General features: G+C 60.4%; 17 protein-coding genes and 2 pseudogenes. 6 read left to right on the top strand and 13 right to left on the bottom strand.

The features are described 5' to 3' along the window. Positions 1 to 142: 142 nt before the first annotated feature. Together K6I40_RS03415 and K6I40_RS03410 are read right to left on the bottom strand one after the other, a co-directional pair. A complete protein-coding gene (locus K6I40_RS03415; protein ID WP_222912853.1) occupies positions 143 to 1,030 on the bottom strand; it encodes a 3-hydroxyacyl-CoA dehydrogenase family protein in 888 nt (295 codons plus the stop codon). 107 nt (positions 1,031 to 1,137) lie between these two features. Continuing rightward, positions 1,138 to 1,452, bottom strand: a complete 315-nt coding sequence (locus K6I40_RS03410; RefSeq protein WP_222912852.1) for an OB-fold domain-containing protein — start codon at positions 1,450 to 1,452, stop codon at positions 1,138 to 1,140. Between the two features lie 417 nt (positions 1,453 to 1,869). On the opposite strand from K6I40_RS03410, the gene K6I40_RS03405 reads away from it, so the two are divergent. Continuing rightward, positions 1,870 to 2,868, top strand: coding sequence for a TIGR04024 family LLM class F420-dependent oxidoreductase (locus K6I40_RS03405; protein ID WP_222912851.1), 999 nt, complete (start codon positions 1,870 to 1,872; stop codon positions 2,866 to 2,868). A 90-nt stretch (positions 2,869 to 2,958) separates the two neighbouring features. Continuing rightward, a complete protein-coding gene (locus K6I40_RS03400) occupies positions 2,959 to 3,444 on the top strand; it encodes an AsnC family transcriptional regulator (RefSeq protein WP_222912850.1) in 486 nt (161 codons plus the stop codon). A 91-nt stretch (positions 3,445 to 3,535) separates the two neighbouring features. Here K6I40_RS03400 and K6I40_RS03395 read toward each other — a convergent pair whose 3' ends face one another. From K6I40_RS03395 to K6I40_RS03380, 4 genes are all read right to left on the bottom strand, one after another. Continuing rightward, complete coding sequence (locus K6I40_RS03395) at positions 3,536 to 4,957, bottom strand: archaea-specific SMC-related protein (protein ID WP_222912849.1); 1,422 nt, start codon at positions 4,955 to 4,957, stop codon at positions 3,536 to 3,538. Beyond that, on the bottom strand, positions 4,936 to 5,388 hold the full coding sequence (locus K6I40_RS03390) for an ATP-binding protein (RefSeq protein ID WP_222912848.1): 453 nt from the start codon (positions 5,386 to 5,388) through the stop codon (positions 4,936 to 4,938). The genes K6I40_RS03395 and K6I40_RS03390 overlap by 22 nt, the downstream gene beginning before the upstream one ends. Before the next feature lie 2 nt (positions 5,389 to 5,390). Further along, positions 5,391 to 5,975 carry a rod-determining factor RdfA gene (gene rdfA / locus K6I40_RS03385; RefSeq protein WP_222912847.1) on the bottom strand — a complete coding sequence of 195 codons (585 nt, stop codon included), beginning with the start codon at positions 5,973 to 5,975 and terminating at the stop codon, positions 5,391 to 5,393. Positions 5,976 to 6,165: 190 nt separating this feature from the next. After that, positions 6,166 to 7,803: a class I adenylate-forming enzyme family protein gene (locus tag K6I40_RS03380; RefSeq protein WP_222912846.1), complete on the bottom strand. Its 1,638-nt coding sequence runs from the start codon at positions 7,801 to 7,803 to the stop codon at positions 6,166 to 6,168. Positions 7,804 to 7,948: 145 nt separating this feature from the next. Between K6I40_RS03380 and K6I40_RS03375 the strand changes: the two genes are divergently transcribed. Next, positions 7,949 to 8,920, top strand: coding sequence for an NADPH:quinone oxidoreductase family protein (locus K6I40_RS03375; RefSeq protein WP_222912845.1), 972 nt, complete (start codon positions 7,949 to 7,951; stop codon positions 8,918 to 8,920). A gap of 174 nt (positions 8,921 to 9,094) precedes the next feature. On the opposite strand, the pseudogene K6I40_RS03370 reads toward K6I40_RS03375, so the two are convergent. Then, positions 9,095 to 9,469 (bottom strand): annotated as a pseudogene (locus K6I40_RS03370) (PaaI family thioesterase); the annotation flags it as partial. Positions 9,470 to 10,411: 942 nt separating this feature from the next. Here K6I40_RS03370 and K6I40_RS03365 point away from each other — a divergent pair. Both K6I40_RS03365 and K6I40_RS03360 read left to right on the top strand, forming a co-directional pair. Further along, on the top strand, positions 10,412 to 11,089 hold the full coding sequence (locus tag K6I40_RS03365) for an IS6 family transposase (RefSeq protein WP_222912843.1): 678 nt from the start codon (positions 10,412 to 10,414) through the stop codon (positions 11,087 to 11,089). Positions 11,090 to 11,186: 97 nt separating this feature from the next. Then, positions 11,187 to 13,448 (top strand): alpha-L-arabinofuranosidase C-terminal domain-containing protein, encoded by a 2,262-nt coding sequence (locus K6I40_RS03360; protein WP_222912842.1) that lies wholly within the window; start codon positions 11,187 to 11,189, stop codon positions 13,446 to 13,448. Here the strand turns inward: K6I40_RS03360 and K6I40_RS03355 are convergent. From K6I40_RS03355 to K6I40_RS03330, 6 genes are all read right to left on the bottom strand, one after another. Next, on the bottom strand, positions 13,445 to 13,657 hold the full coding sequence (locus K6I40_RS03355; protein ID WP_222912841.1) for a hypothetical protein: 213 nt from the start codon (positions 13,655 to 13,657) through the stop codon (positions 13,445 to 13,447). The genes K6I40_RS03360 and K6I40_RS03355 overlap by 4 nt on opposite strands. 57 nt (positions 13,658 to 13,714) lie before the next feature. Beyond that, positions 13,715 to 14,839: an ABC transporter ATP-binding protein gene (locus K6I40_RS03350; protein ID WP_222912840.1), complete on the bottom strand. Its 1,125-nt coding sequence runs from the start codon at positions 14,837 to 14,839 to the stop codon at positions 13,715 to 13,717. Beyond that, positions 14,832 to 15,884: an ABC transporter ATP-binding protein gene (locus tag K6I40_RS03345; RefSeq protein ID WP_222912839.1), complete on the bottom strand. Its 1,053-nt coding sequence runs from the start codon at positions 15,882 to 15,884 to the stop codon at positions 14,832 to 14,834. The genes K6I40_RS03350 and K6I40_RS03345 overlap by 8 nt, the downstream gene beginning before the upstream one ends. Positions 15,885 to 15,886: 2 nt before the next feature. Next, a complete protein-coding gene (locus K6I40_RS03340; RefSeq protein WP_222912838.1) occupies positions 15,887 to 16,879 on the bottom strand; it encodes an ABC transporter permease in 993 nt (330 codons plus the stop codon). A 13-nt stretch (positions 16,880 to 16,892) separates the two neighbouring features. Further along, a complete protein-coding gene (locus K6I40_RS03335; RefSeq protein ID WP_222912837.1) occupies positions 16,893 to 17,906 on the bottom strand; it encodes an ABC transporter permease in 1,014 nt (337 codons plus the stop codon). A 78-nt stretch (positions 17,907 to 17,984) separates the two neighbouring features. Further along, a complete protein-coding gene (locus K6I40_RS03330) occupies positions 17,985 to 19,673 on the bottom strand; it encodes an ABC transporter substrate-binding protein (RefSeq protein WP_222912836.1) in 1,689 nt (562 codons plus the stop codon). Positions 19,674 to 20,607: 934 nt separating this feature from the next. Here K6I40_RS03330 and K6I40_RS03325 point away from each other — a divergent pair. Further along, positions 20,608 to 22,052, top strand: a pseudogene (locus K6I40_RS03325) (MATE family efflux transporter). Positions 22,053 to 22,106: the final 54 nt, after the last annotated feature.

Raw genomic sequence — 22,106 nt, 5'->3', positions numbered from 1 at the left:
ATTCCCTGGCCGGCGGACTCGACCATAAATGCAGCACTCCGACCGAGAAACTCGCTCTTTCGACGGGACCGGTGCTGGCCGATCTGAGGACAGGTGGGATACTGAAGGCGATCGGAGTATCGCGGGGGCGGTGAATTGTCGACTATTCCGCGACGTCTCCGGCGTCGCTAACGCCGACGATCTCCCCGTCTTCCCAGACGTAGAACCCCTCGCCGGTCTTCCGACCGAGCTTTCCGGCCCGGAGCTTCCGCTTGAGCAACTGCGGCGGCTTGAATCGCTCGCCCAGTTCTTCCCGGAGGTACTCCATCACTTCGACGTTAACGTCGATCCCGGTGTGATCGACGAGTTCGATCGGCCCCATCGGGAGGTTGTACCCCAGTCGCATCGTCTCGTCGATGTCCTCGATGCTCGCGACGCCCTCTTGGGCCATCCGGATCGCCTCGAGACTGAACATCGCGCCGAGTCGAGACGAAGCGAAGCCGGGGACGTCGGTGACCGTCGTCGGCGTTTTCTTGATGCTCTCGACGTAGTGGTCGGCGAACTCCTTCGTGTCCTCGCTCGTCTGCTCCGCGACGACGATCTCCACGAGCGGCATGATGTGAGCGGGGTTGAAGAAGTGAAGGCCGATACAGCGGGACGGATCCTCGAACACGCTGGCGATTTCCGTGACCGACAGCGACGAGGTGTTCGTGGCCATGATCGCGTTGTCGGGCGCGAATTCCTCGGCCTCCTCGAAGACGTCCTGCTTGATCTCGAGCTGTTCCGGAACCGCTTCGATGACGAGATCGGCGTCCTCGACGGCCGCCTCGAGTGAGACCGTCCCGGTGAGCCGCTCGATCGCGTCCTCTTTCTCCGCCGGGGTAATCTTCTCGCGTTCGATTCCGCCCTCGAGATTCGCCTCGATCTGTTCGAGACCGTCTTCGACGAGTTCCTGTTCGACATCGCGAACGATAACCGAGTGTCCACTGAGAGCGCTGACGTGGGCGATACCGTGACCCATGGAGCCAGCTCCCAGGACTGCAACATTCATGCTAGGTCAAACCTCACCACTACCATCCGGCTCCTCCGTAATATAATTACTGTCGGCGGACGGACCGTCCGGGGATCACGACACGGGTATCGCGACCTTCGTATACGCTATCCGAAAAGCGGTGCCGGCGCGTCGTCCGCCTCGATCGTTCCTCGGAGGCGGACCTCGTCGCCGATCTCGGCCTCCCCGTCGATATGTGCCATCACGCGCGCTTCGTTCAGTTCGACGATCGCCACCTGATAACTGTCCTCGCCACTGAACTGTCGCGGCGGGACAGTGATCGTGGTAACGGTGTAGACCGTCCCCGTCGTCGGTAATTCGACCGTCTCGAGGTCGCGGGAACCACAGCGTGCATACGCCGCCTTCGGTGCCGCGGTGGCATGACCGCACTCGAGACACTCCTGTCCGAGGGGACGTCGCACAGCGCTTCGAAGCGCTGTGCGGGCACGCCGGTGATCCCCACGTGCGTCGCCAGTTTCGGTGCGAGGTGGGTCTCGTTTTCGGTCATTCCGCCGAGCGTGTTCCCGAGATAGAACGCGTCGATGCTATCGTTCGTCGTCCCTGCATCGTCTAGCGCCTCGAGTGCGGCTTCGGCGACTAGTTCCGCAAGCGTCCATTCGTGGGGGCCGAACGTCGTCATTCCGACACCTACGGCACTCGCTCATGCCATCAAATCCCACTGTGCGGCGTGAGCGTATAAATCCCACCACTGATCCTCCGCTACGCGGGCCAGATTGATACGGAACGAGCGTGTCCGATCGAGCTCATTCGGTCAGGTTTGCAAGCGACGCTCGAGTCCGCCGTGTACTTTTATTATGAATGCGAAATACGAGACAGACATGACCGATAGGGACGTCTTTCTGCCGGTCGGTGCACAGCCCACGCTTGAGGATCTCGTCGACCAGGCGGTCACCGCCGAGGAGTTGGGATACGACCGCGTCTGGTTTCCGGAGACCTGGGGACGGGACGTCGTCACCGCGATGGCGACCACGGCCGAACGGACCGACGAGATCGGGATCGGAACGAGCATCGCCAACATCTACTCCAGATCGCCGGCGCTGCTCGGGCAGACGGCCGCCACGCTGCAGGAGGCCAGCGACGGCCGCTTCCGGCTCGGCATCGGTCCGAGCGGACCGATCGTTATCGAAAACTGGCACGGGATGGACTTCGGCAATCCGTTGCGTCGAACACGAGAGACGGTCGAGATCGTCCAACAGGTCCTCGCCGGCGAGACGGTCTCCTACGACGGCGAGTACTTCTCCCTGGACGGCTTTCGACTCCGCTGTGACCCGCCGGAACCGGCCCCACCGGTCGATGCGGCGGGTCTCGGCCCGAAGGCCGTCGAACTCGCCGGTCGCTTCGCCGACGGCTGGCACGCCGTCAACTACACCAGAGACGGCCTCAGAGAGCGGCTCGCCGACCTCCGACGCGGCGCCGAGTTAGGTGACAGAGACCCCGACGATCTCCGCGTGACGCTCGCCGTGGGCTGCTGTGCCCTCGCGGACGGCGAGCGCGCCCGCGAACTCGTCGCCCAACACACCGCATTCTACATCGGCGGGATGGGGACGTTTTACCGCGATAACCTCGTCCGACAGGGGTACGAGGAGGTCGCCCACGAGATCTACGATCTGTGGCAGGAAGGTGACAAGGACCGCGCCACGATGATCGTTCGGGAGGAGCTGCGCGACCAGATGGGGGCCGCGGGGGCGCCGGCGGAGGCGCGCGAACAACTGCAGCAGTTCCTCGATATCGACGGACTGGACGCCGTCAACGTCTCCTTCCCGCGGGGCGCCGGACCGGACGAAATACACGAGACGATGACCGCGTTAGCGCCATGATCGGTCGAGACACCGACCGATAGCGGCCCGTAGTCGATACTCTCCGCGGCCATCTAGAGATTTAATAGGTGGTAGACATAGTACCCGAGTATGGCGGATCACTCCGACGACGATGTCCTCGAAATAGACGAGATCGATCGACGGATTCTCGAGATACTCGCGAACGACCCGCGGAGTCCGTACGCAGATATCGCCGCCGAGTTAGCCGAGTACGATATCGACCTGAGCAGCGAAGGCGTCCGCCGCCGCGTCACGTCGCTGCTCGAGAACATGACGAGTTTCTTCTTACCGCGCCCGGAACGCAACAGTTGGGAAATCGTCCTCGTCACGGCCAGAACCGCCGACGAAGCGAACGCGAAACGGGACGCCTTCGAGGCGATGTCGAACATGGACTTCTGGTTCGTCGCCGAAGGGTTCGGCACCGTCGACCTGTACGGCATCGCCACCGCGAAATCGAACGCTGAGATCGACGAGCTTCTCGTCCAGATGCGAGCGCTCGACTCGATGACTGATATCGATTACTTCATCGAAACAGACCGCGCTGTGGATATCGGGAACTATCTTCCCGTTTACTGATCAGTCCCAGGAACCATAATTTGTACCGAAAATCCCACCGTGTTCGGTTTAGTTTTCTCCTCTCAAACGCCACCGTAGTTCCGAGGACGCGTCAGTTCTGCACCGGCGGTTCGAACGTCACGGTATCGAACGCGGTATCGACGGTGGACTCGGGATGGACCGTCGCAACCAGATAGTCGGTTTCGTCGGCGAAGTAATCGACTAATCGGCGGGTCCGTTCCGCGTCGAACGCACCAAGCGAGTCAAGAACGAGTACCGGTGTCACGTCGTCGACGTCGTACGTGATGAATCCGGCGAGTGCGAGGACGAGCCCGATCATCTCCCGCTCGCTCTCGGCAAGATGCTCGATGGAGTCCGATTGCGTCCGGCCGTCAACCTCGCGGGCGATCACGAGTTCGAACTCGCCATCGAGCCAGACGCGCTCGATCCGCTCGAACTCGAGGACGTCCAGCAGTTCGTCCATCGTTTCGTTGAACACCGCCCGGAGCTCGCTTTCGAGGTTCTCGATTCGGTCCGTCAACGCCGTGATCTCGTCGGAGAGTCGATCGACTTCCTCGCGTTTGCGTTCCAGCTCCGCCCGCGTTTCGCGGAGCGATTCGCAGGTCTCCTCGAGTCGCTCGATCTCCCGTCGAAGCGTCTCTATCTCGACTCGCGTCTCTTCGATCTCGTCGGTGAGTTCCGACTGTTCGGAGCGCTGATCGGCCGCTCGATCGGCGATTTCGTCGTCGAGTTCGGAGAGCCGATCGCGAATCGTCTCTCGCTGGTCGCGTCGTTCCTCGAGGGAGTCACGCCGGCTCTCGAGCGTCTGCTCGACGTCCCCTTTCTCCGCCTCGAGCTGCTGGATTTCCGTTTCCGAGCGTCGAGCTTGCTCGATCTGCTCTGTGAGTTCTTCGATCTCCGGTTCGCGTTCGCGCTTTCGGCGTTTGTCCGCTTTGACGAGTTCCGTCAGCTCCTCGATCGTCCCCTCGAGCTCCTCGACCGGTGCCGATCGGCCACACGTCCAGCAGGTCACTTCGTCGCCCATCAGTCCTGTATCGCTGCCGAGTACGCCCGTAAACTCTGAATCGACCATCTCGCGATTCGCAGTCAGGACCGACTGCAACACGTCGAGGCGTTCTGTTACGTCGTCGAGTTCGGCCCGCGCTGACTCGCGTTTCCGTTTCAGGGCCTCGATATCGGTCTCTTCGATGGCGTCGCGTGCGTCCTCGAGATCGGCTTCGATCTCGTCCCTCCGCTCCTCGAGGCGGTCGATAGCGGCTTCGAGCTGTTCGATCTGTGTCTCACACTCGGCTTCGTCCGAGCGCAGATCGGCTCGTTCGTCGCGCAGCTCCTGCAGGACATCGTCGGTGTCGGTATCGGTGTCGTCCTGCTCGTCGTACAGCTCCTCGAGGGTCGACTCGAGTTCGTCGAGTCGGTCGCGTTTCGTCGCGAGCTCGCGTTTTTGGTCCTCGAGCCGATCATCGACGTCACCGGCCGACTCGATCTCCGCCGTCAGCTCCCGCTTTCGCGCCATTTCGTCGATCGCTCCGCCTCGAGCGCCTCGATGTCCATCGGCTCTTTCAGGAGCGACTCGACGTCTTCGTTCCGAGCCACGGCACTTCTGAGCGAATTCGTCTCCAGTAGTCCCGCGAACCGCTCGAGAAGCGTGACGTCGTCGGGGTCCGTAATCCACGCCTCGCCGGCCGTCTCGATACCGGCGTCGGTCCGTCGAGCGATCCGTTCGACGCGCTTCTCGCCGGACGAGAGCACTGCGCGAGCCTCGTCGGCCCCGCTTCGGATCGGAACCGTCGTGCTCCCGAGCGCGAAGAGCAGTCCCTTGAGGAACGAACTCTTGTTCGCAGCGTTCGGGCCCTGAATGAACGTCGGTCCCGCAGTAATCGACAGTTCTTCGCGTTCGATACCACCGATATTCTCGAGTTCGAGATGCAGTGTTCGGTCAGTCATAATCAGTCATCACAACGGCAGACGTATTCGCGGCGGATCGCCCGATCGCTAGGGACGCGAGCGTGACAGTTCTCACACTCGAGTTCGACGGTGACGGACACGCTCACGTCACCGCCGGCGGTGAGCCGTCCCTTGTTCCGGAGCGATCGGACCGCCTCTTCGATTTTCGTGGACGCGTGATCCCGTGAGATCTCGATCGCGTTCTGTTCCCAGTCCCCGCTCGAGAGGTCGATATCGGATTCGAGACACTCCTTCAAATGGGTTCGAATCACGCCGTACGAGACGAAATCGTCTCGGAGCGTCTCGATCGGAATCCCTGCGTTCTCTAACTCCGTCGCGACCTCCGCTGCGACCGCTTCGTCCGACTGTAGCCGCTCGTACTTGGACTCGGCTTCGTCGCCGAGGGTCGAAAGCCCCGCGCGGTCCATTTCGCGGCGCAACATGAGCGTATTGAACCATTCAGCGAGTTGCCGATACCCCTTCCGCTGAGAGGGGTCCGCCTGCCACTGCTCGAGTAGTCGCTCCTCGTATCGCTCCATCCCGTACTCATCTAATACTCGGCAGACTTTACAGCCGTACTCGCTCATCGCCCCTCTCTTTTCACCCGTTGTAGATAAGAACGTTGGTTCAACCATCGTGAATAAAGATCGGTAACCCGCGCTTCGACCGGGGACCGAATTGCCGTATCGGTTCATACCGCGATACCGATTCGCCCTGTTCGTGCCAATCGTATCGTCGAGTGTATTCTAGCGGGCCTCACGTATCGGAATCGCTTGCTCACAGTCGCTCTCGGAGCTCAGTCTTGAGAACCTTCCCGACCGGATTCCGGGGAATTTCCTCGACGCGTTCCAGCCGTTCGGGGCGCTTGTACACGGCGACGTCGTCGCCCATGTATTCCGTTATATCTTCGAGCGAGAGGCCCTCGTCCGACTGTGGGACCGCGAAGATTGCGACGCGCTCGCCAAGGTCCTCGTGCGGTTCACCGACGACGGCCGCGTCCGCGACCTTCGGGTGTTCGATGACGATGTTCTCGACTTCCTTCGCGCTGATGGTGAACCCGCCCCGAACGATGACGTCTTTCTTCCGATCGAAGAAACTCATGTACCCGTCCGCTTCGACTCGGAACAGATCCCCGGTATAGAAGTATCCGCCCTCGTCGAACGCGTCTGCGGTGAGTTCGGGCTGGTTGTAATAGCCGGCCATGAGCCCCGGCCCACGGAACGCGACCTCGCCGACTTCGCCCGGTTCGGTCACCTCGTCGCCGCTCTCCGGGTCGACGATCCGAGTGTCGACGGTGTCGATCCGCGGATCGTCGATCCCCCAATCAACGTCCTCGGCGAACCGCGGGAACTCCGTTGCACGACGCTCTAGGGGGGTCGTCTTCGGACCGCTGATGGCAGACGTTCCCTCGTTTTGCCCCCAGATGTTGATGATCTCGATCCCCCATCGCTCGTCGAACTCCCGCATCGCCCACTCGGCGGGTGCAGCCGAACCCGTCGTGATCGTTTCGACGTCGCTCAGGTCGAAGTCGTCGACGTCGGGGTGTTTGAGCAACTGATTCAACATCGCCGGAACCAAGATGGTGAACGTGACGCCCTCGTCTTGCATCTGCTCGACCATCAGACCGAGATCGATCGGATGATGGAGCACGAGCGTTCCGCGAGTGAGCAACCACGGAACGTAATTGACGCCGAGCGCGGTCATGTTGACCAGCGGCGCTGCACAGAGTATCACGTCGCCCTCGTTCATCTCACAGAGGAGCGGCGTCGGATTCGACTGCCAGTTGTTGTGCGTCATCGGGCACGCCTTCGGATCGGCGGTCGTCCCGGACGTCCACTGGATATTGAACACCTCGTTGGCCCCGACCTCGACGGTATCGAGCCCTGACGTGTCCGGATCAGCGGCCGCGAAGTCTCGAACGTCCGAAAACGAGACGACGTGCTCGAGCGGTTCCGACGTCTCGGCGACCGCCGTCGCCATCTCGACGTGGTCGAACCCGTCGAAGTCTCGAGGCCCGACGTACGCGACGGCCTCAGTGATGTCGACTACGTGTTCGAGTTCGTGTCGCCGCCACTGAATCGGCATCGGCGACGTGACGGCCCCGGCTCGAGCGACCGCTAGGTACAGCGCGGCCAGTTCCCACGTGTTCGGCAACTGCGCGACGACGAAGTCGTCCTCGCCGATCCCGCGCTCGTGAAGTGATGCCGCGACGGCGTCGACGGCGTCGGAGAGTTCCGCGTACGTCAGTCGGTCCGGCTCTCGATCGATCAAGTCCCGCGTGTTCGGTGGATCCACGACGGCCGTCCGCTCGGGATGCCGGGAAACGGTATCCGCGAACCGCTCGAGCAGCGTCTCGTCTCCCCAGACGCCCGCGTCCTCGTATCTCGCTATTTGATCTTCATCGTGTAGCTCCATCTCCGTTGTGGACTGCCAACACATACCACTATATGTGTTTCGCCGAGAGGGTACAGCGTGACTCTCTCACCGGTGGCTCTTCGAGAGGCGTCACGGGGAACAGGACCATCCATGTTTATGATATGCACACCCGAAGCAGAGAGCCATGAAGGCCATCGAAGTGCCGGACCACGGCGATAGCGACGTGTTCGAGCTGACCGACAGACCGGTCCCCGAACCGGGGCCCGGCGAGGTCCGAATCGACGTCGAAGCGGCGGGCATCAACTTCGCAGATATCATGCAGCGTCGCGGCACGTACCCGGGCGGCCCGGAACCGCCATATGTGCCCGGTGCGGAGGCCGCAGGGACCGTCGACGCAGTCGGCGAGGGGCTCGACGTGACCGAGGGCGACCGGGTAGTCGCGATGCCCGGTGGCGGCAGTTACGCCGAGTTCGTCGTCTCGGACACCCAGCTGCTGTTTCCGATACCCGACGGAACGAGTTTCGCGGAAGCCGCCGGCTTCCCCGTCCAATTCCTCACCGCACACTCTTGTCTCTTCGAGTGGGACGGCCTCGAGGACGGCGAATCGGTACTGATCCAGGCGGCTGCAGGCGGGGTCGGGACGGCCGCCGTTCAGCTCGCGTCCCGCGCCGGCGCGACGGTGTTCGGCACCGCGAGTACCTGGGACAAGCTCGATCTCGCGGCCGATCTTGGCTGTGACCGTCCGATCAACTACACCGAGACGGACTTTCGCGAGGTCGTCGAGACGGAAACGGACGGTGACGGCGTCGAATTAGTCCTCGAGAGCGTCGGCGGCGACGTTTTCGAACGGAGCCTCGACGCGCTCACTCACTTCAGTCGACTCGTCATCTACGGCGTCGCGAGCGGTACGCTAGCGGCCGTCGAAAACAAACGGCTCCTCTTCGAAAACAAGCGCGTCATCGGGTTTCACCTCAGTCAGGCCGCTGCCCACGATCCGGGTCGAATAACGACCGCAGTCATCGATTTCACGGATGTGCTTTCGAACGGCGACCTCGAGGTGATCGTCGGTGAGGAGTTCCCGCTCGAGGAGGCCGCGGCAGCCCATCGATTCATCGAGGATCGGAAGAGCACAGGAAAAGTCGCACTGACGCCGTAACCCACGTATCGATACGACTCGGGCCGCCGTTGGCCGAGCGGAACCGCCGTATCGCGATCGGGGACCTCGCTATCTGCGGGCACGGCTCCGATCCCGATCTCGTCACCCGCTGTCGTCGCTCTGGTCGCGCAACCAGGGATTCTCGTCGGTCGAACCCGCCGATGATCGATCGACCTTGTAGACGCCGCGAGCAGTCGCAACATGGATATCGTCCGCATCGTAGACGTCGATATCGACCGGTGCGACCTGCCCCCCGTTTCGAACGACGGTCGCAGTCGCCCGGAGGTCGCTGCGGGCCGGTACGAGGTAGTCGATTCGCATATCGATCGTCGGGCAGATTTCTTCGGCGACGGAGATGATCGCCATCCCGCCGACGTGGTCCGCCAGCGCGTAGGTTACGCCGCCGTGTGCGATTTCGGTGTGGGCGCTCGACGAGAGTTCGCTGCGAAACGGGAGTCGAGCTTCGGCATGACCGTCCGCCGCTTCGACCAGTTCGATCCCAAGGAGTTGTGCGAACGGGTTTGAGTCCGTAATCGTGAACGGGTCCATCGAATGGTTCTCCACGTCGGTCGAGAAAAATGTCCGGTCTCCAGCGATGTTGGCAGTGAACTGGGACTCTCCTTCGGACCTTCTGTAGTGCGTCCGACGGTGCGTCGATAGATCCGACGAAGCTGGTCGTTCGAGCCTTCGATTATAAAAATAGACTGGTAGAAAAACATAAAAATAGGTCCTCTATTTGTCGATATTCCGGTGGCTGCGTCGGCATAACTATGTAGGCTAATTCAGTATACTAACCGGTTATGCTATTTTTATTTGGGTAACGTGATACCCCTCCGTAACCGAGTTAACGACGCAGCGTGTTCCGCGGAAATCCTCGAGCAGCGACGCATCGATTCGGTGCTTACGGGCCGTCCTGAGAAACTGTCCGCCGTCATCTCTATCGCTTTGGATCGCATTTCCGCAGTCGCTGGGTCGGCGGATTTGAACTGTTTCCGAACCGGGACGTCCGCGATCATGTATCTCGAGAGAGAGGTTCGACAGCGTGTCGGTTTCTGTGGGTCTCGTCTCGAAATCGGAGTCGGTGTGGAGGGCGCGTCGCTTCAGGCCACGGCGTCGGGTCGACGGCTACGGCCGGCCGATAGCGCCGACCGTCGAACTGAACTGCCGTCTCGTCGACTACAACCTGATCCGTGTCGCTTCAATCCGTCGGCTGCCGATCGACTGTCCGCCTTCGATTCCATCACCTCGAGTTCGGCGGTCTGGACCCATACCGTTCCGAAACTGGATCGTAGTTGAAAGTGATTGACCTGCCGAATATCGCTACTCGACTGAATCGATCGATCCCTGAAATCCCATACTCGGCAGATTCCCCCTGTTCTACTCCATCGAAGTATATTACCGCGTCTGTTCGGGGAAGCGGGTACTCAGCGGGCAGGGCAGTGTCTAGTTAGGCCAGTTTGAGGAACAAGCAGGTCGTGGAGTTAGTTTGGAATGTGGCTCGCAGACCTGCTCAGCGAGTGCTACGCGGCGGAATTTGATGAATGTTGGGAGCGTGAGCGGACGGCGACGCCCGTCAGGGTGTTCGCCGTCCGACTCCACGCGACCGGTTGTTCTCTCCGAGAGACACAAGCAATTCTTCGCTTGATTGGCGTAGAACGCACTCATCAAGCAATCTGGTACTGGGTGCATCGGCTGGCTGACAGCGTCCCAGACCCGCCGTCGGCTTCGCCGTCGCGGGTCGCTATTGATGAGACCGCTGTCAAGATTAACGGCGACTGGTCTTGGGTGTACGCTGCAATCGACCTAGACTCACGGCTTATTCTTGATGTTGCAGTGTTTGGACGGCGGGGAACCGATCCAGCCGCTGCGTTCCTGCATAAATTGACCGAGAAACACGATCTCTCCAACACTGTGTTTCTCGTCGATGGCTACGGCTATCTGACTGCCCTTTCTCGATTGGGGTTGAGCGGTCAGCTCGACTATGTCGATCGAAACCTGATCGAAAAGTGGTTTCATACCTTAAAGATGAGAATTGACTGCTTCCACAACTCATGGGTGGGCAGTCGAGCGAGCGTCAGAGACTGGCTTGAACAGTTCGTACACTACTACAATACACAACGACCGCACCAATCACTCAACGGACAGACGCCAGCGGAGGTACTAAACTAGACAGTGCCGCGGGCAGGATATCGTTTCTCTAACTGAACGTCTTTTAAGAGTTATCCCCACGTTTATGAGACATACGGGAAACAGTACACGTACGAGCATGGCGGATCTCTATACGCATACGAGCGGCGACTCCGAATCGCAGGCAACCGTCCGCCTCGACCCATCGAGGCGGGGAGAGGCGGTCAGCCCCGGACTGTACTCGAAATTCGGCGAACACCTCTACACGCCCCGGAACGTGACGAACGTCCTCGAGGCACAGGCGCTATTCAACCCCACGTTCGGCTCCTGGAAGTTTGGGCACCAGCAGTACGGTCCGGACGGCGGCAACAGTGCCGTCAGCGATCCTGACGAGATCGACGACCGGATCGAGACGTACGCCGAGACGCACGGAATACCGGACACCGAACGACTCCAGGCGGCCTATCGCGACGGAACGGCACTGTGGTGGTTCCCATACGGGAACGAAGATGCGGTACGAACGAGTCCCGATATTGGGACGGCCGACGACCGCGCACAACGGTTCGAGACCGGTTCGGCGGACAGCTACGACGGCCTCGCGCAGTGGTGTTACCTACCAGTCCATCGAACGAACGCGTTCGAGGGACAGGTAACGATGCGCGCCGCCGAAGAGAGACCGGTTCGACTCGCGGTCCACGACGTCGACCCTACCGACGGAACGATCGGGGAGGTACTCGCGGAGACCGTCGTCACTGCCCGAGATGAAGATCGAACCGTCTCGTTCTCGCTGGAACTGCCACAGAACGAACTCGAGGCGTCGGAGCGACTCTTCGGGTTCAGCGTGACCACGCGGGGCGCTACCGCGAACGTCGTCGTCGATCGGGTGTGTTGTTATCCCGACGATCACGTCGCCACGGCCGACCCCGAAATCGTCGACCTGCTCGCGGAGTTGAACCTCTCCGTGCTTCGGTGGCCTGGTGGAAACTTCGTCTCGGGGTATCACTGGCGGGACGGCGTCGGTCCGATCGAGGAGCGACCGACCGAGCCGAACCCGGCGTGGGACGCCCTCGAGACGAACCTCTTCGGGACCGACGAGTTCGTCGCACTCTGTGAGGCGGTCGGTTGCGAGCCGATGATCTGCGTGAACGCCGGGAGTGGGACACCCGAGGAAGCGGCGCGGTGGGTGGAGTACTGCAACGGATCGATCAACACCGAGATGGGTGCCCTGCGAGCCGAACACGGCCATCCCGAACCGTACGACGTCACCTACTGGGAGGTCGGAAACGAACTCTACGGTCCGTGGCAGATCGGCTGGACGACACCGGCGGGCAACGCCGACCGCTACCGACGGTTCAAGGCAGTGATGGAGGCCGTCGACGATTCGATCGCGGTGATGGCCTGCGGGAACCGCCATACTGACTGGAACGAACCACTCCTCGCGGAACTCGAGTCGACCGACTGGCTCACCGATCACGTCCTCCTCGAGTGTCACGCCGATTCGGGGACCGACCCGGTCGAACTGTTCAACGCCCACTCGGGCTTTGCGAGCCAGTTGTGCGCGGAGTACGAGGGGATCGCGGACGACTGCCGGGACGCCGGGCTCGAGGATGTCAGACAGGCGATCACGGAACTGCAGCTGTTCACTCGGTTCGACGAGGAGGATACCGCAGCGGAAGCCGACGGCAACCGTGAGGACGAAGCGGACGAGTCAGACGGAATGGACGAGCTACACGAGGCCCATGAGGGAAACCGCATGGACCAGGAGACCCTCCCCACGAACAAGAGCATCACCGAGGCCGTCTTCGACGCCACGATCATCCACGAGTGCATCCGGAGTGGAACCGTCGACATGGTGACTCACTCCGGCGTCGGAAACCACGGTGGTGGACTCCGGAAGTCACAGGGACGGGTATGGGTGGATCCCTGCTACTATGGCCAACAGCTCGGGACAGGACTGATCGGTGGCACCCCGGTCGGCGTCAACGTGACGTGTCACACCTTCTCGACGGAGACCACGTGGGGGTCGGATACGACCCAGTGGTTCGGCGAACTCGAGCCCGTGACCGACGAGCCGGCGGTCGACGTGATGGCGGTGACCGACGCCGACGAGCACGATATCGCGATCATGCTCGTCCACCGTGACGCCGGGGCGGGGGCCATCGACGTCACGGTCTCGGGCGACCCGCTGAAATCGCTCAACGAGGTGACCGTCGATCGGCTCTCGGCGGAGACGATGTACGACACGAACACGCTCGAGGACCCCCAGCGGATCGCGCCGACGACCGACAGCGCGACGGTCGACAACGGGACCGTCATGGTGTCGCTCCCGCCGTATTCGGTACTTCGGCTGACCGGGGACCGAGATCCGACTGACGGCGCGTCGGCTGCGCCGACGAACTAGGTCTCGTCGAAAAACTTGAATGGCTCCCAGCCGAAGTAGAGTCCCGCTGTAGCGATAAGGATCATGACGCTCTGTATGGCCAGCGCCAGAATCGACACGACGCGACCTTCCGATCCGGGTTCTTGGAACGGGAACAACGCCAGGAGAATGATTGCCAGCGTCAGGGTAATCGAGAGGAGCGCCCGGAAGACGGCTTCGCTCGTATCCATTGCCTCCTTGTTTCGGCGACGTCGTAATAGAAGTACTGGAACGGCGAGGGAAGAGCGCTACTGGACGGGTTCGTCCGCGAGTTCGGCCGGATCCGCGTCGGATTCAGTCGGCTCGTCCTCGAGTTCCGGGCTGTTCCAGTACTCGTGGTTGTCGAGCGCCCGGAAGCAGGTCACTGCGTGGTCCTCGTCGCCGTCGACCGGCACCGACTCGGGGGTAGTCCCCTTGCAGGCCTCGCGTGCCTCGGGACACCGCGTGTGGAACCGACAGCCCGACGGCGGGTTCCGGGGATCCGGAACGTCGATCTTCCGGAGCGGCGATTCGTTCTTCGCGTCGGCGTCGGGATCGAGGTTCGGTGTCGCCCACACCAGTGCCTTCGTGTAGGGGTGTTTCGGGTTTGTCAGGACCTCGTCGATGGGCCCAATCTCAACGAGTTCGCCGAGATACATGATTCCGATCCGGCCGTTAGACTTCCCGGCAACGTAACTGGCGTTCGAGAGGTTGTGGCTGATGAATAGGAACGACGTGTTGAACTCACTCTGCAACTCGAGCATGAGGTCCATCATGTCGATCCGCAAGGAGACGTCGAGTGCGCTCACCGCCTCGTCCGCGAGGATGAGGTCGGGGTTCATCAACAGTGCCCGAATCAGCGCTACGCGTTGCTTCTCGCCACCGGAGAGCTGGTGGGGGAACCGCTTGGCGTAGTCTTCCGGCGGAGACATGCCGACCCGCGAGATCATTTCGTGGATTCGATCCCGTCGCTCGAACGAGTCCATCTCCGGATTACGAAGCTTGAGCGGCGCCGAGAGCGAGTGCTGGACCGTCTTGTTCGGGTTGAGCGACGCGCCCGGATCCTGGGGAATGATCTGGAGGGACTGGCGGATATCGTCGTACGGAACCTCAACGTTTCCTTCCTTGTCCTTGGCCTTCCAGACGTCCTGATCCCTGTAGCTCACCGAGCCGTCGGTCGGGCGCTGGACGCCGATGGCGGTCTTTCCGAGGGTACTTTTCCCGCATCCGCTCTCGCCGACCAGCGCGACGACGTCGTTCTCGGGAATGTCCAGCGAGATGCCGTCGACGGCTTTGACGATATCGGTTTCACCCCTGAATCGGGAGAGGAGCGACGAATCCGACTCGAAGTGCACTTCCACGTCCTGCAGCGAGACGACGTGATCCTCACTCATTGACCTTCACCTCCTGAAGGGTCAGCGGAACCGTATCGGGCACCTCGTCGACGTAGTGACACGCCGAGACGTGTCCGTCGTCCGGCGTCTCCGACTCGAGCGGTGGATCATCGCGTTCGCAGGTCGTGTCGGCCATCGGACAGCGCGGGTGATACGAACACCCGTTAGGAACCGAAACCGGATCCGGAGCCGCGCCCTCGATTGGCTGCATCTGTTCGCGGGGCGTCTCCAAGTTCGGCGTCGAGTTGAGCAGCGCTCGCGTGTAGGGATGTTTCGCTTCAGTCAACACCTCGTAGGCGGGGCCGACCTCGATGAACTCGAAGGCATAGAGGACCGCGATCCGGTCGGCGAGGTTCGCGACCAGCGGCAGGTCGTGGGTGATGAAGACGATCGTCAGATCGCGCTCGTCCGCAATCTCCCTGATCAACCGGATGATGCTGCGCTGCATGAGGAGGTCCAGCGCGGCCGTCGGCTCGTCCATCACCAGCACTTCGGGCTCGAGTACCAGACTCAGGGCAATGAGTGCGCGCTGGCTCATCCCACCTGACAGTTCGTGCGGATAGGAGTCCAACACTTGGTCGGACTCGAGGTAGAGTTCCGAGAGGAGGTCCTCGGCGCGTTCCATCCCTTCGTCGACGTCTTCGTCGTGGACGGCCAGCGTCTCTCGGAAGTGGTCTCCGATCGACATCGTCGGGTTGAACGAACTCATCGCGCCTTGGAACACCATCGAAATCTCCTCCCAGCGGACCTGCTTGATTTCCGACTCGGAAAGCTCGAGCAGGTCAATACGCTCCCCCGACTCGGGGTAGAAGGTGATATCGCCGGTGAGGACACCTGGGTCGACGACAGCGTCGAGCAACGCGGACGCGAACATCGATTTCCCACTGCCGCTTTCGCCGACGACGCCGAGGACTTCACCTCGTGCCACGTCGATATCCACTTCGTTCAGTACTCTCGATTCCCCTCGTGACATGTCGAATGAGACGGTCGTATCCTGTACCTCGAAGATCGGATCGTCGACGGTTGATGTGCGTTTGTGCTGCATTGTTATTTCTCGTAGGGCGCAGTGTCATCGACCGTTTCCGCGTGGCGCGCCCGAATACGCGGATTGAACAGTTTTTCCGTTCCCTGTGCGAACAGTACCAACCCGAACGAGAGGCCGACGATCGTTACCATCGGAATGAGCAGCCAGTAAACGGAGTCTAACGAGTAGATCGCTGCGTTGGTATAGGCCTCGTTAAGCGTGATCCCCCAGTTGGACGAGAAGCCGCCGAGGAGCCCGAGGTAGAACAGCGCGACCGCACCGAAGATGACCCCGCGTGCGGAGTTGACGAAGTTGATCAGCACGTAGGGCATGATGTTCGGCAGGACATCGTCAGCGATGATTTTCGGCGTGGATGCGCCCATGATCCGGGAGACCTCGACGTAGGAGTGGTCCCTGATCGAGAGCACCTGCGACCTGATTGACCGCGCGAGACCGGCCCACGAGTTAATCACGAGGAAGACGCCGATCAGATACGGGCTCTCCGGTTCGAAGACGGCAACCAGGAGGATGATCAGGGGCAGGCCGGGAATGGTCATGGCGATGTCCGTGAGAGTGGTGAGGACACTATCGACGACCCCACCCTTGTAGCCCGAGATAGTCCCGATGATCGTCGCCATAATCGTCGAGAACACCGCACCGGCCAGAATCATCTTCAGCACCGGCGGTGTCGAGTAGACGATCTCTGAGAGGAGACTCGTCCCGGTGTTGTCCGTTCCGAGCGGATACGCCATACTTTCGAAGGGGCCTATCAGTCGCGGTCCCTGCCCCTGGTTCGGTGGGGAAACGAGATAGAGACCGACCGTTCCCATCAGTATGTAGAACAGGATAATGATCGAGCCGACCTTCGTCCGCCAGTCGTTCCAGACGACCCGTAGCGGGGCGAGGATGGCTACATCGAGCCACTCCCTGTATAGTTCCGAACGGGTCGCCGTCGGTCCGTCACTCGTGCTGTCGCGATCGTCGGTTGCGTCGAACGTTGAATTGGTTTCAGCCATCGAATGTTACCTCTCAGTAGGCCTCCTTGCCTTCGCCCTTGCTGACTCGCGGATCGATCATCCCGTAGGTGAGATCCGCGATCAGGATACAGATCAGAACCGCGCCGGTGATGACGAGGAAGATCCCCATCATCAGCGGGTAATCGCGGGCGTGGATCGCCTGTAGGAGGTAGCTTCCGAGGCCAGGGTAGGCGAAGATCTCTTCGAGGATGACCGAGCCGCCGAACATGAATCCGACGGAGATCATTAGGTTGGTGTACATCGGCAGCAGCGCGTTCCGACCGACGTACCGGACCGCGATCCGGCGTCCGGGGACACCCCGGAGGTGTGCCACCCGGATGTAGTCCTCCCCGATCTCCTGAATCGCGTTCCCTCGCATCGTGATCGCGGTCCCGCCGAATCCGGTGAGGACGAGGGACGCGATCGGAAGCGTCGCGTGGTAGAATACGTCGGAGATAAAGATGGGCGTCAGTCCCGGTTCTAACCCGATTGCGTAGTTCCCCGATTGCGGGAAGATACTCAGCTGGATGGAGAGGACGTACACCAGGAAGATTGCCGCGACGTAGTAGGGGACCGAGTTCAGGAACATCGAGAGGACCGTCGATCCGATGTCGAACCGACTTCCCTCTCGGTATGCCATGACCGCGCCGAGCACAATACCGATCGCGAACGTGAGCAGGATCGCCATCGTGAGCAGGAAGATCGTCCACGGAGCGGCCTGGATGATGAGCTCGCTGACGCTCTTGTTGGTGAACGACATCGATTGTCCCAGATCCCCCTGCAGGATGTTCGTAACGTAATCGAAGTACTGAACGTGCACCGGAGTTGAGGGATCGTAGTTCGTGTACGTCTCCGTCAGCGAGTTGATCTCGGACATGCTCACGCCGTCCGCCCCTCGGTTCCGCATGACTTCTGATCTAATGTGGTCCGCCGGTCCGCCCGGTATCGCCCGTATCAGTCCAAATGTTACCGTGATTACCGCGACGAACGTAACGAATGCTTGTCCAAGTCGCTTTATTATGTACATTAATTTGCGTGTTTGTGGTGCGTGTTATCTTATAATAGTTCCGTTTTATCTGACCGGTTGATTAAAAGCGGTGACCGATCAGTTCTTGGCCTGCAAGTCACCGGTCCGCGGGAACCACCAGAGGGGCCACTTCGACTGGTACTTCGAGGAGTCCGGCTCCGGAACCTCCCAGTCGTCCGTGTAGAACCAGACCGGGTCATTGATCTCGTTGAGCTGGAGCATGGGGATCGTCTGGTTAGTGACCCATGCGAGCTGATCGGTGATCTCGGTCGCTCTCTCCTCGTCCTGTGCCACGAGCAACTCGTCCATCAGCCCGCGGGGATCGACCGGCTCGAGATCGCCGTCGGGATTACCCATCGGTGGTGCCTCGAGGTCCTCGGGGGCGAGGTTCATGAACTCCGTGTCGATGTTGTAGTACATGTCGAAGACGTAGTACGGACTGGATCGCTGAAGCGTCCACCCCGTCGACGCAACCGTATAGTTCGCCGCAGTATAGTGGTCGGCCCAGTACGTTGACTCCTCGATTCTCTGCATTTCAGCGTCGATACCCTCGTTGTCGAGGTTATCAATGACCGTCTCGTAGACCGGATGCCAGTCGTTGTATCCCGCGGGGACCTTGATCGTCATCCCGAAACGGTCGCCGTTGGGTCGGTACCACTTGTCGTCGTCCTTCTGGTACCCTTCCTCGCGGAGGAGTCGTCGACCGCGATCCGAATCGTCGTAGCGGTGGAGTTGCTCGACCATCTCGTCGGAGACCTTGTTCTCCCACCGGCTGGACGGTTCGTTTTGACCGTCGATGTTTCCGACGAGTCCGCTCGGTGCTTCGACCGGCTGTCCGAGCCGTCCGTAGTTGCCCGCACAGGCCTGTCTGTCGATGAACTCGCTGATAGCCTGTCGAACCCGGATATTTCCGAAGTCGTCGTCCTCGTGGTTGAAGGGCAGCGAGTGTCCCCACAGCGCGGGGAGCTGTGCGTGCAGGAGCTCGTCGGGAGCTTCCTCGAAGACCGATTCCGGTGCGGAGTAGTTCCGGATCGCGTCGACTTCGTTGCCGAGCAGCACGCTCGCGGTGTCGGTCGAAACCTTGTGGAGCTCCCAGTTCTCCCAGTTGATGTTGTCCGCGTCGGGGTGGTGTTCGTACAGGCTCATCTTGAGGTGGCGGTTGTCCCGTTCCTCGAACTGGAAGGGACCGTTCCCCTTCGGTTCATCGAACGAGTCGTTACGGAGGTCGCTCCGAATGTCGGCGACCTCGTCGTCGCTCGTCGCATCCTCCCACCGCTCGACGTAGTCCTTGTACAGCCGGTGAGGTGTCTCGAGCCAGTAGTAATTCAGTCCGTCTTGGAACAGTTGCTTATTGACCGTGCCGTCGAGGGTGAGTTCGACGGACTTGTCACCGGCTCGCTGGATGTCCGTCCAGAGGGTCGATAGCGTGTCACCAATGATCGCGTCGGTGACGAGTTTCGTGTAGAGGTCGTCGGCGTTGACCGGATCGCCCGGGTCGCCGTTGTGCCACGTGAGACCGTCCCGAACCTTCAGCACCGCAGTCTCGCCCTCGAACTCCTCAATGCTCACCGCGTACGATTCGAACTCTTCCTTATCGATGAAGTACCGTTGCAGCTGGTCGCTCTGCATGTCGTGCGAGAACGGATTCTGCAGATTGAGATGATTGAACTGATAGTTCGTCGGATCCACCGTTATCGGCTCGACGAACGTGTTATTGTCCCCTTCGACACCCCCAAGACAACCGGCCATCGCCATTGCGCCCCCCATCGCTGCGCCGCGAAGGAGGTGTCTGCGTGAGATAGACCGCTGATTCGACTTCCCCATAGGTCCTGTGCCATCTAATGGCATAGGGTCTCATTAACAATAGTGAGTGAAAAACATTGTGGACTAGCAATTACTTTTTGTTCAGAGACTGTTCAATGAGAACATAATCGCCACTCTTCTCTTGAGAGGAATTATGGTCATTCTTGAGGACCTGCTACAGCTCACCGCTAGTTCAGTCGACTGACCCTGAAATAGCGTGACGGTCGATATCTATATGTGACTGATATTCTGTATGACTGGATGGGAGTAATCTAAAAATGAACTGAACATGAGTATATAACTGGATTCGGGTTAGTTGATGCGCCAGTTATCCCAAATCGCCTCACCGGAACTCGTCTCGAGCGGCTTTGTGCGGTGTATCAGCTGTTTTATTGGCAGAACTACCGAAAGACGTGAGTTATGCGTTATGAATTCATCTCGCAATAGGCCATGCATGTGTGGGTGGATACCATCGAACGGGACGGGTAGATTACAAGTCTATGTTTGTAATTGATCTGTGAACGAGTGTCGTATTGGTACCGGTAGTGTCGAATTCGAATAGACAGAAGCGCAAGTATTGTTCTGGAAAACCGGTCTATCGTTCTGTTTTCGTTTCAATTGGGACCGGCTACTTAGACCGACGACTATCCGCACTATAACCGACCGCAACGGTCTCGAATGAAGGTTTCGCTTCCTGAGTAGATGCATCGGGTGTTCAGGACGATCGTTTCTATCGTCTTTTATCCCACGACTGGTAGCAAAGCGTCGACGAGAGAGACGGTCAGTCCGCGATCAAGCGAGCGCTGATCCGGCTCTCTTCGCAGAGTCGGTTGATTCTCGGTTCGCTGTGCACTGGAGAACAAAACACCTTTGAGTATGTGATGGACTGATAACGCTCGTGACTCGGTTCCCGAACCCGCTTCGGCTAGTAATCCTCTCTATCGGTCTCGTACTCGCGCGAGCTGGGCTCATCGACCGCGAACGCGCCATTCAGACGACCACCCTCGCGTGGCCGCGAATCGTTACCGGTATCGCTCGAATGTCGAAAAACGCCGTCGACGTCGCGATGGTCGGTGTGTCAGTCGGCACTGCAGCCGTCGCTGGCGTCGGATTCGCAGGACCGTTCTGGGGACTCGCCTTCGCGATCGGTGGCGGAGTTGCCGGCGGTACTATCGCTCTGGTCTCCCAGCGCTACGGCGCGGACGCTGACGACGAGTTGGAGCTGGCGGTCCGCTCGAGTACGTTGCTTATCGTGGTGCTTAGCGTTCCGGTCACCGCCGTTTTCTGGTTCGTTCCGCACGAACTCATCTCGGTGTTGAGTAGCAACGAGCAGGCAATCGACTACGGAGCGACGTACCTGCAGGTCGTCGGGCTCGGGATTCCCTTTGCGGGGCTGAACCTTGTCGGGAGTCGCACGCTCGTCGGCGCTGACGATTCCTACATTGCAATGCAACTGCGCGCCGGCGGTGCCCTCGCTAATATCGGTCTGAACGCCGTGTTCATCTTCGGGTTCGATTGGGGCGTCGCTGGAGCGGCGCTCGGAACAGTTCTGTCGAACGTCGTAGTGTCGATGACGTTTGCGATCGGGATTAGCCGCGGTCGCTTCCCCGGTATCGGCGAGTTTCCCATTCAGGTGGATCCGATGGGAACGTACGTCGATCCCGGAACGGTCCGTGATCTGATTAGAATTGGTCTCCCGATCGGCGCTCGGAACCTTGTCTGGACCGTCGCCGAATTTCCGATGCTCGCGATCCTCGATGTCTTCGGGGAAACACCGTCGCTGCGTTCGTCATCGCCCGTCGCATCTGGGGGGTGATGAATGCGCCCGGATGGGGATTCGGTCTCGCCTCGTCCAGTTTAGTGGGCCAAGCGCTCGGGCGAAACGACGAGGGAACGGCGGAAGCATACGGCCGCGACATTATTCGGTTCGCGGTGGCGACGTACGCCGTCTCTGCGGTCCTCATCGCACTGTTCGCCGAGCAGATCGTCGTGTTATTTGCAAATGATCCAACGAGCCCCGAGATCCCAATCGCCGTCAACCTCGTGTACGCTGCCTGCGGCGCGGTCGTCTTTCAGGGCGTCGGCGGTGCCGCTGCCGGACCGCTCGACGCGAGCGGTGATACGCGCGTTCCGTTCGTGAGCCAGTTCATCGGAATGTTCCTTGGTTCGATTCCGCTCGCGTACCTCGGCGCGACGACCGGGTTGGGGTACTGGGGGCTGTATCTCGCGTTCACGGCGGAGACGAGTATCCCTGCCGCGATCAACTACTGGCGGTTTCGTACCGATAAGTGGAAAACGATTAGCGAAGCGTACCGTCCCGATATCGTGGCCGGTGACGACTGAGTCGCTGCGGCGGGCGGACACGATTAGATATTGGTCTCACTGCCGTTCCCTCAC

This window comes from Natrinema sp. SYSU A 869 (genome assembly GCF_019879105.1).
Taxonomy (GTDB): Archaea; Halobacteriota; Halobacteria; order Halobacteriales; family Natrialbaceae; genus Natrinema.
This window is presented reverse-complemented; position numbering and strand designations above follow the sequence as displayed.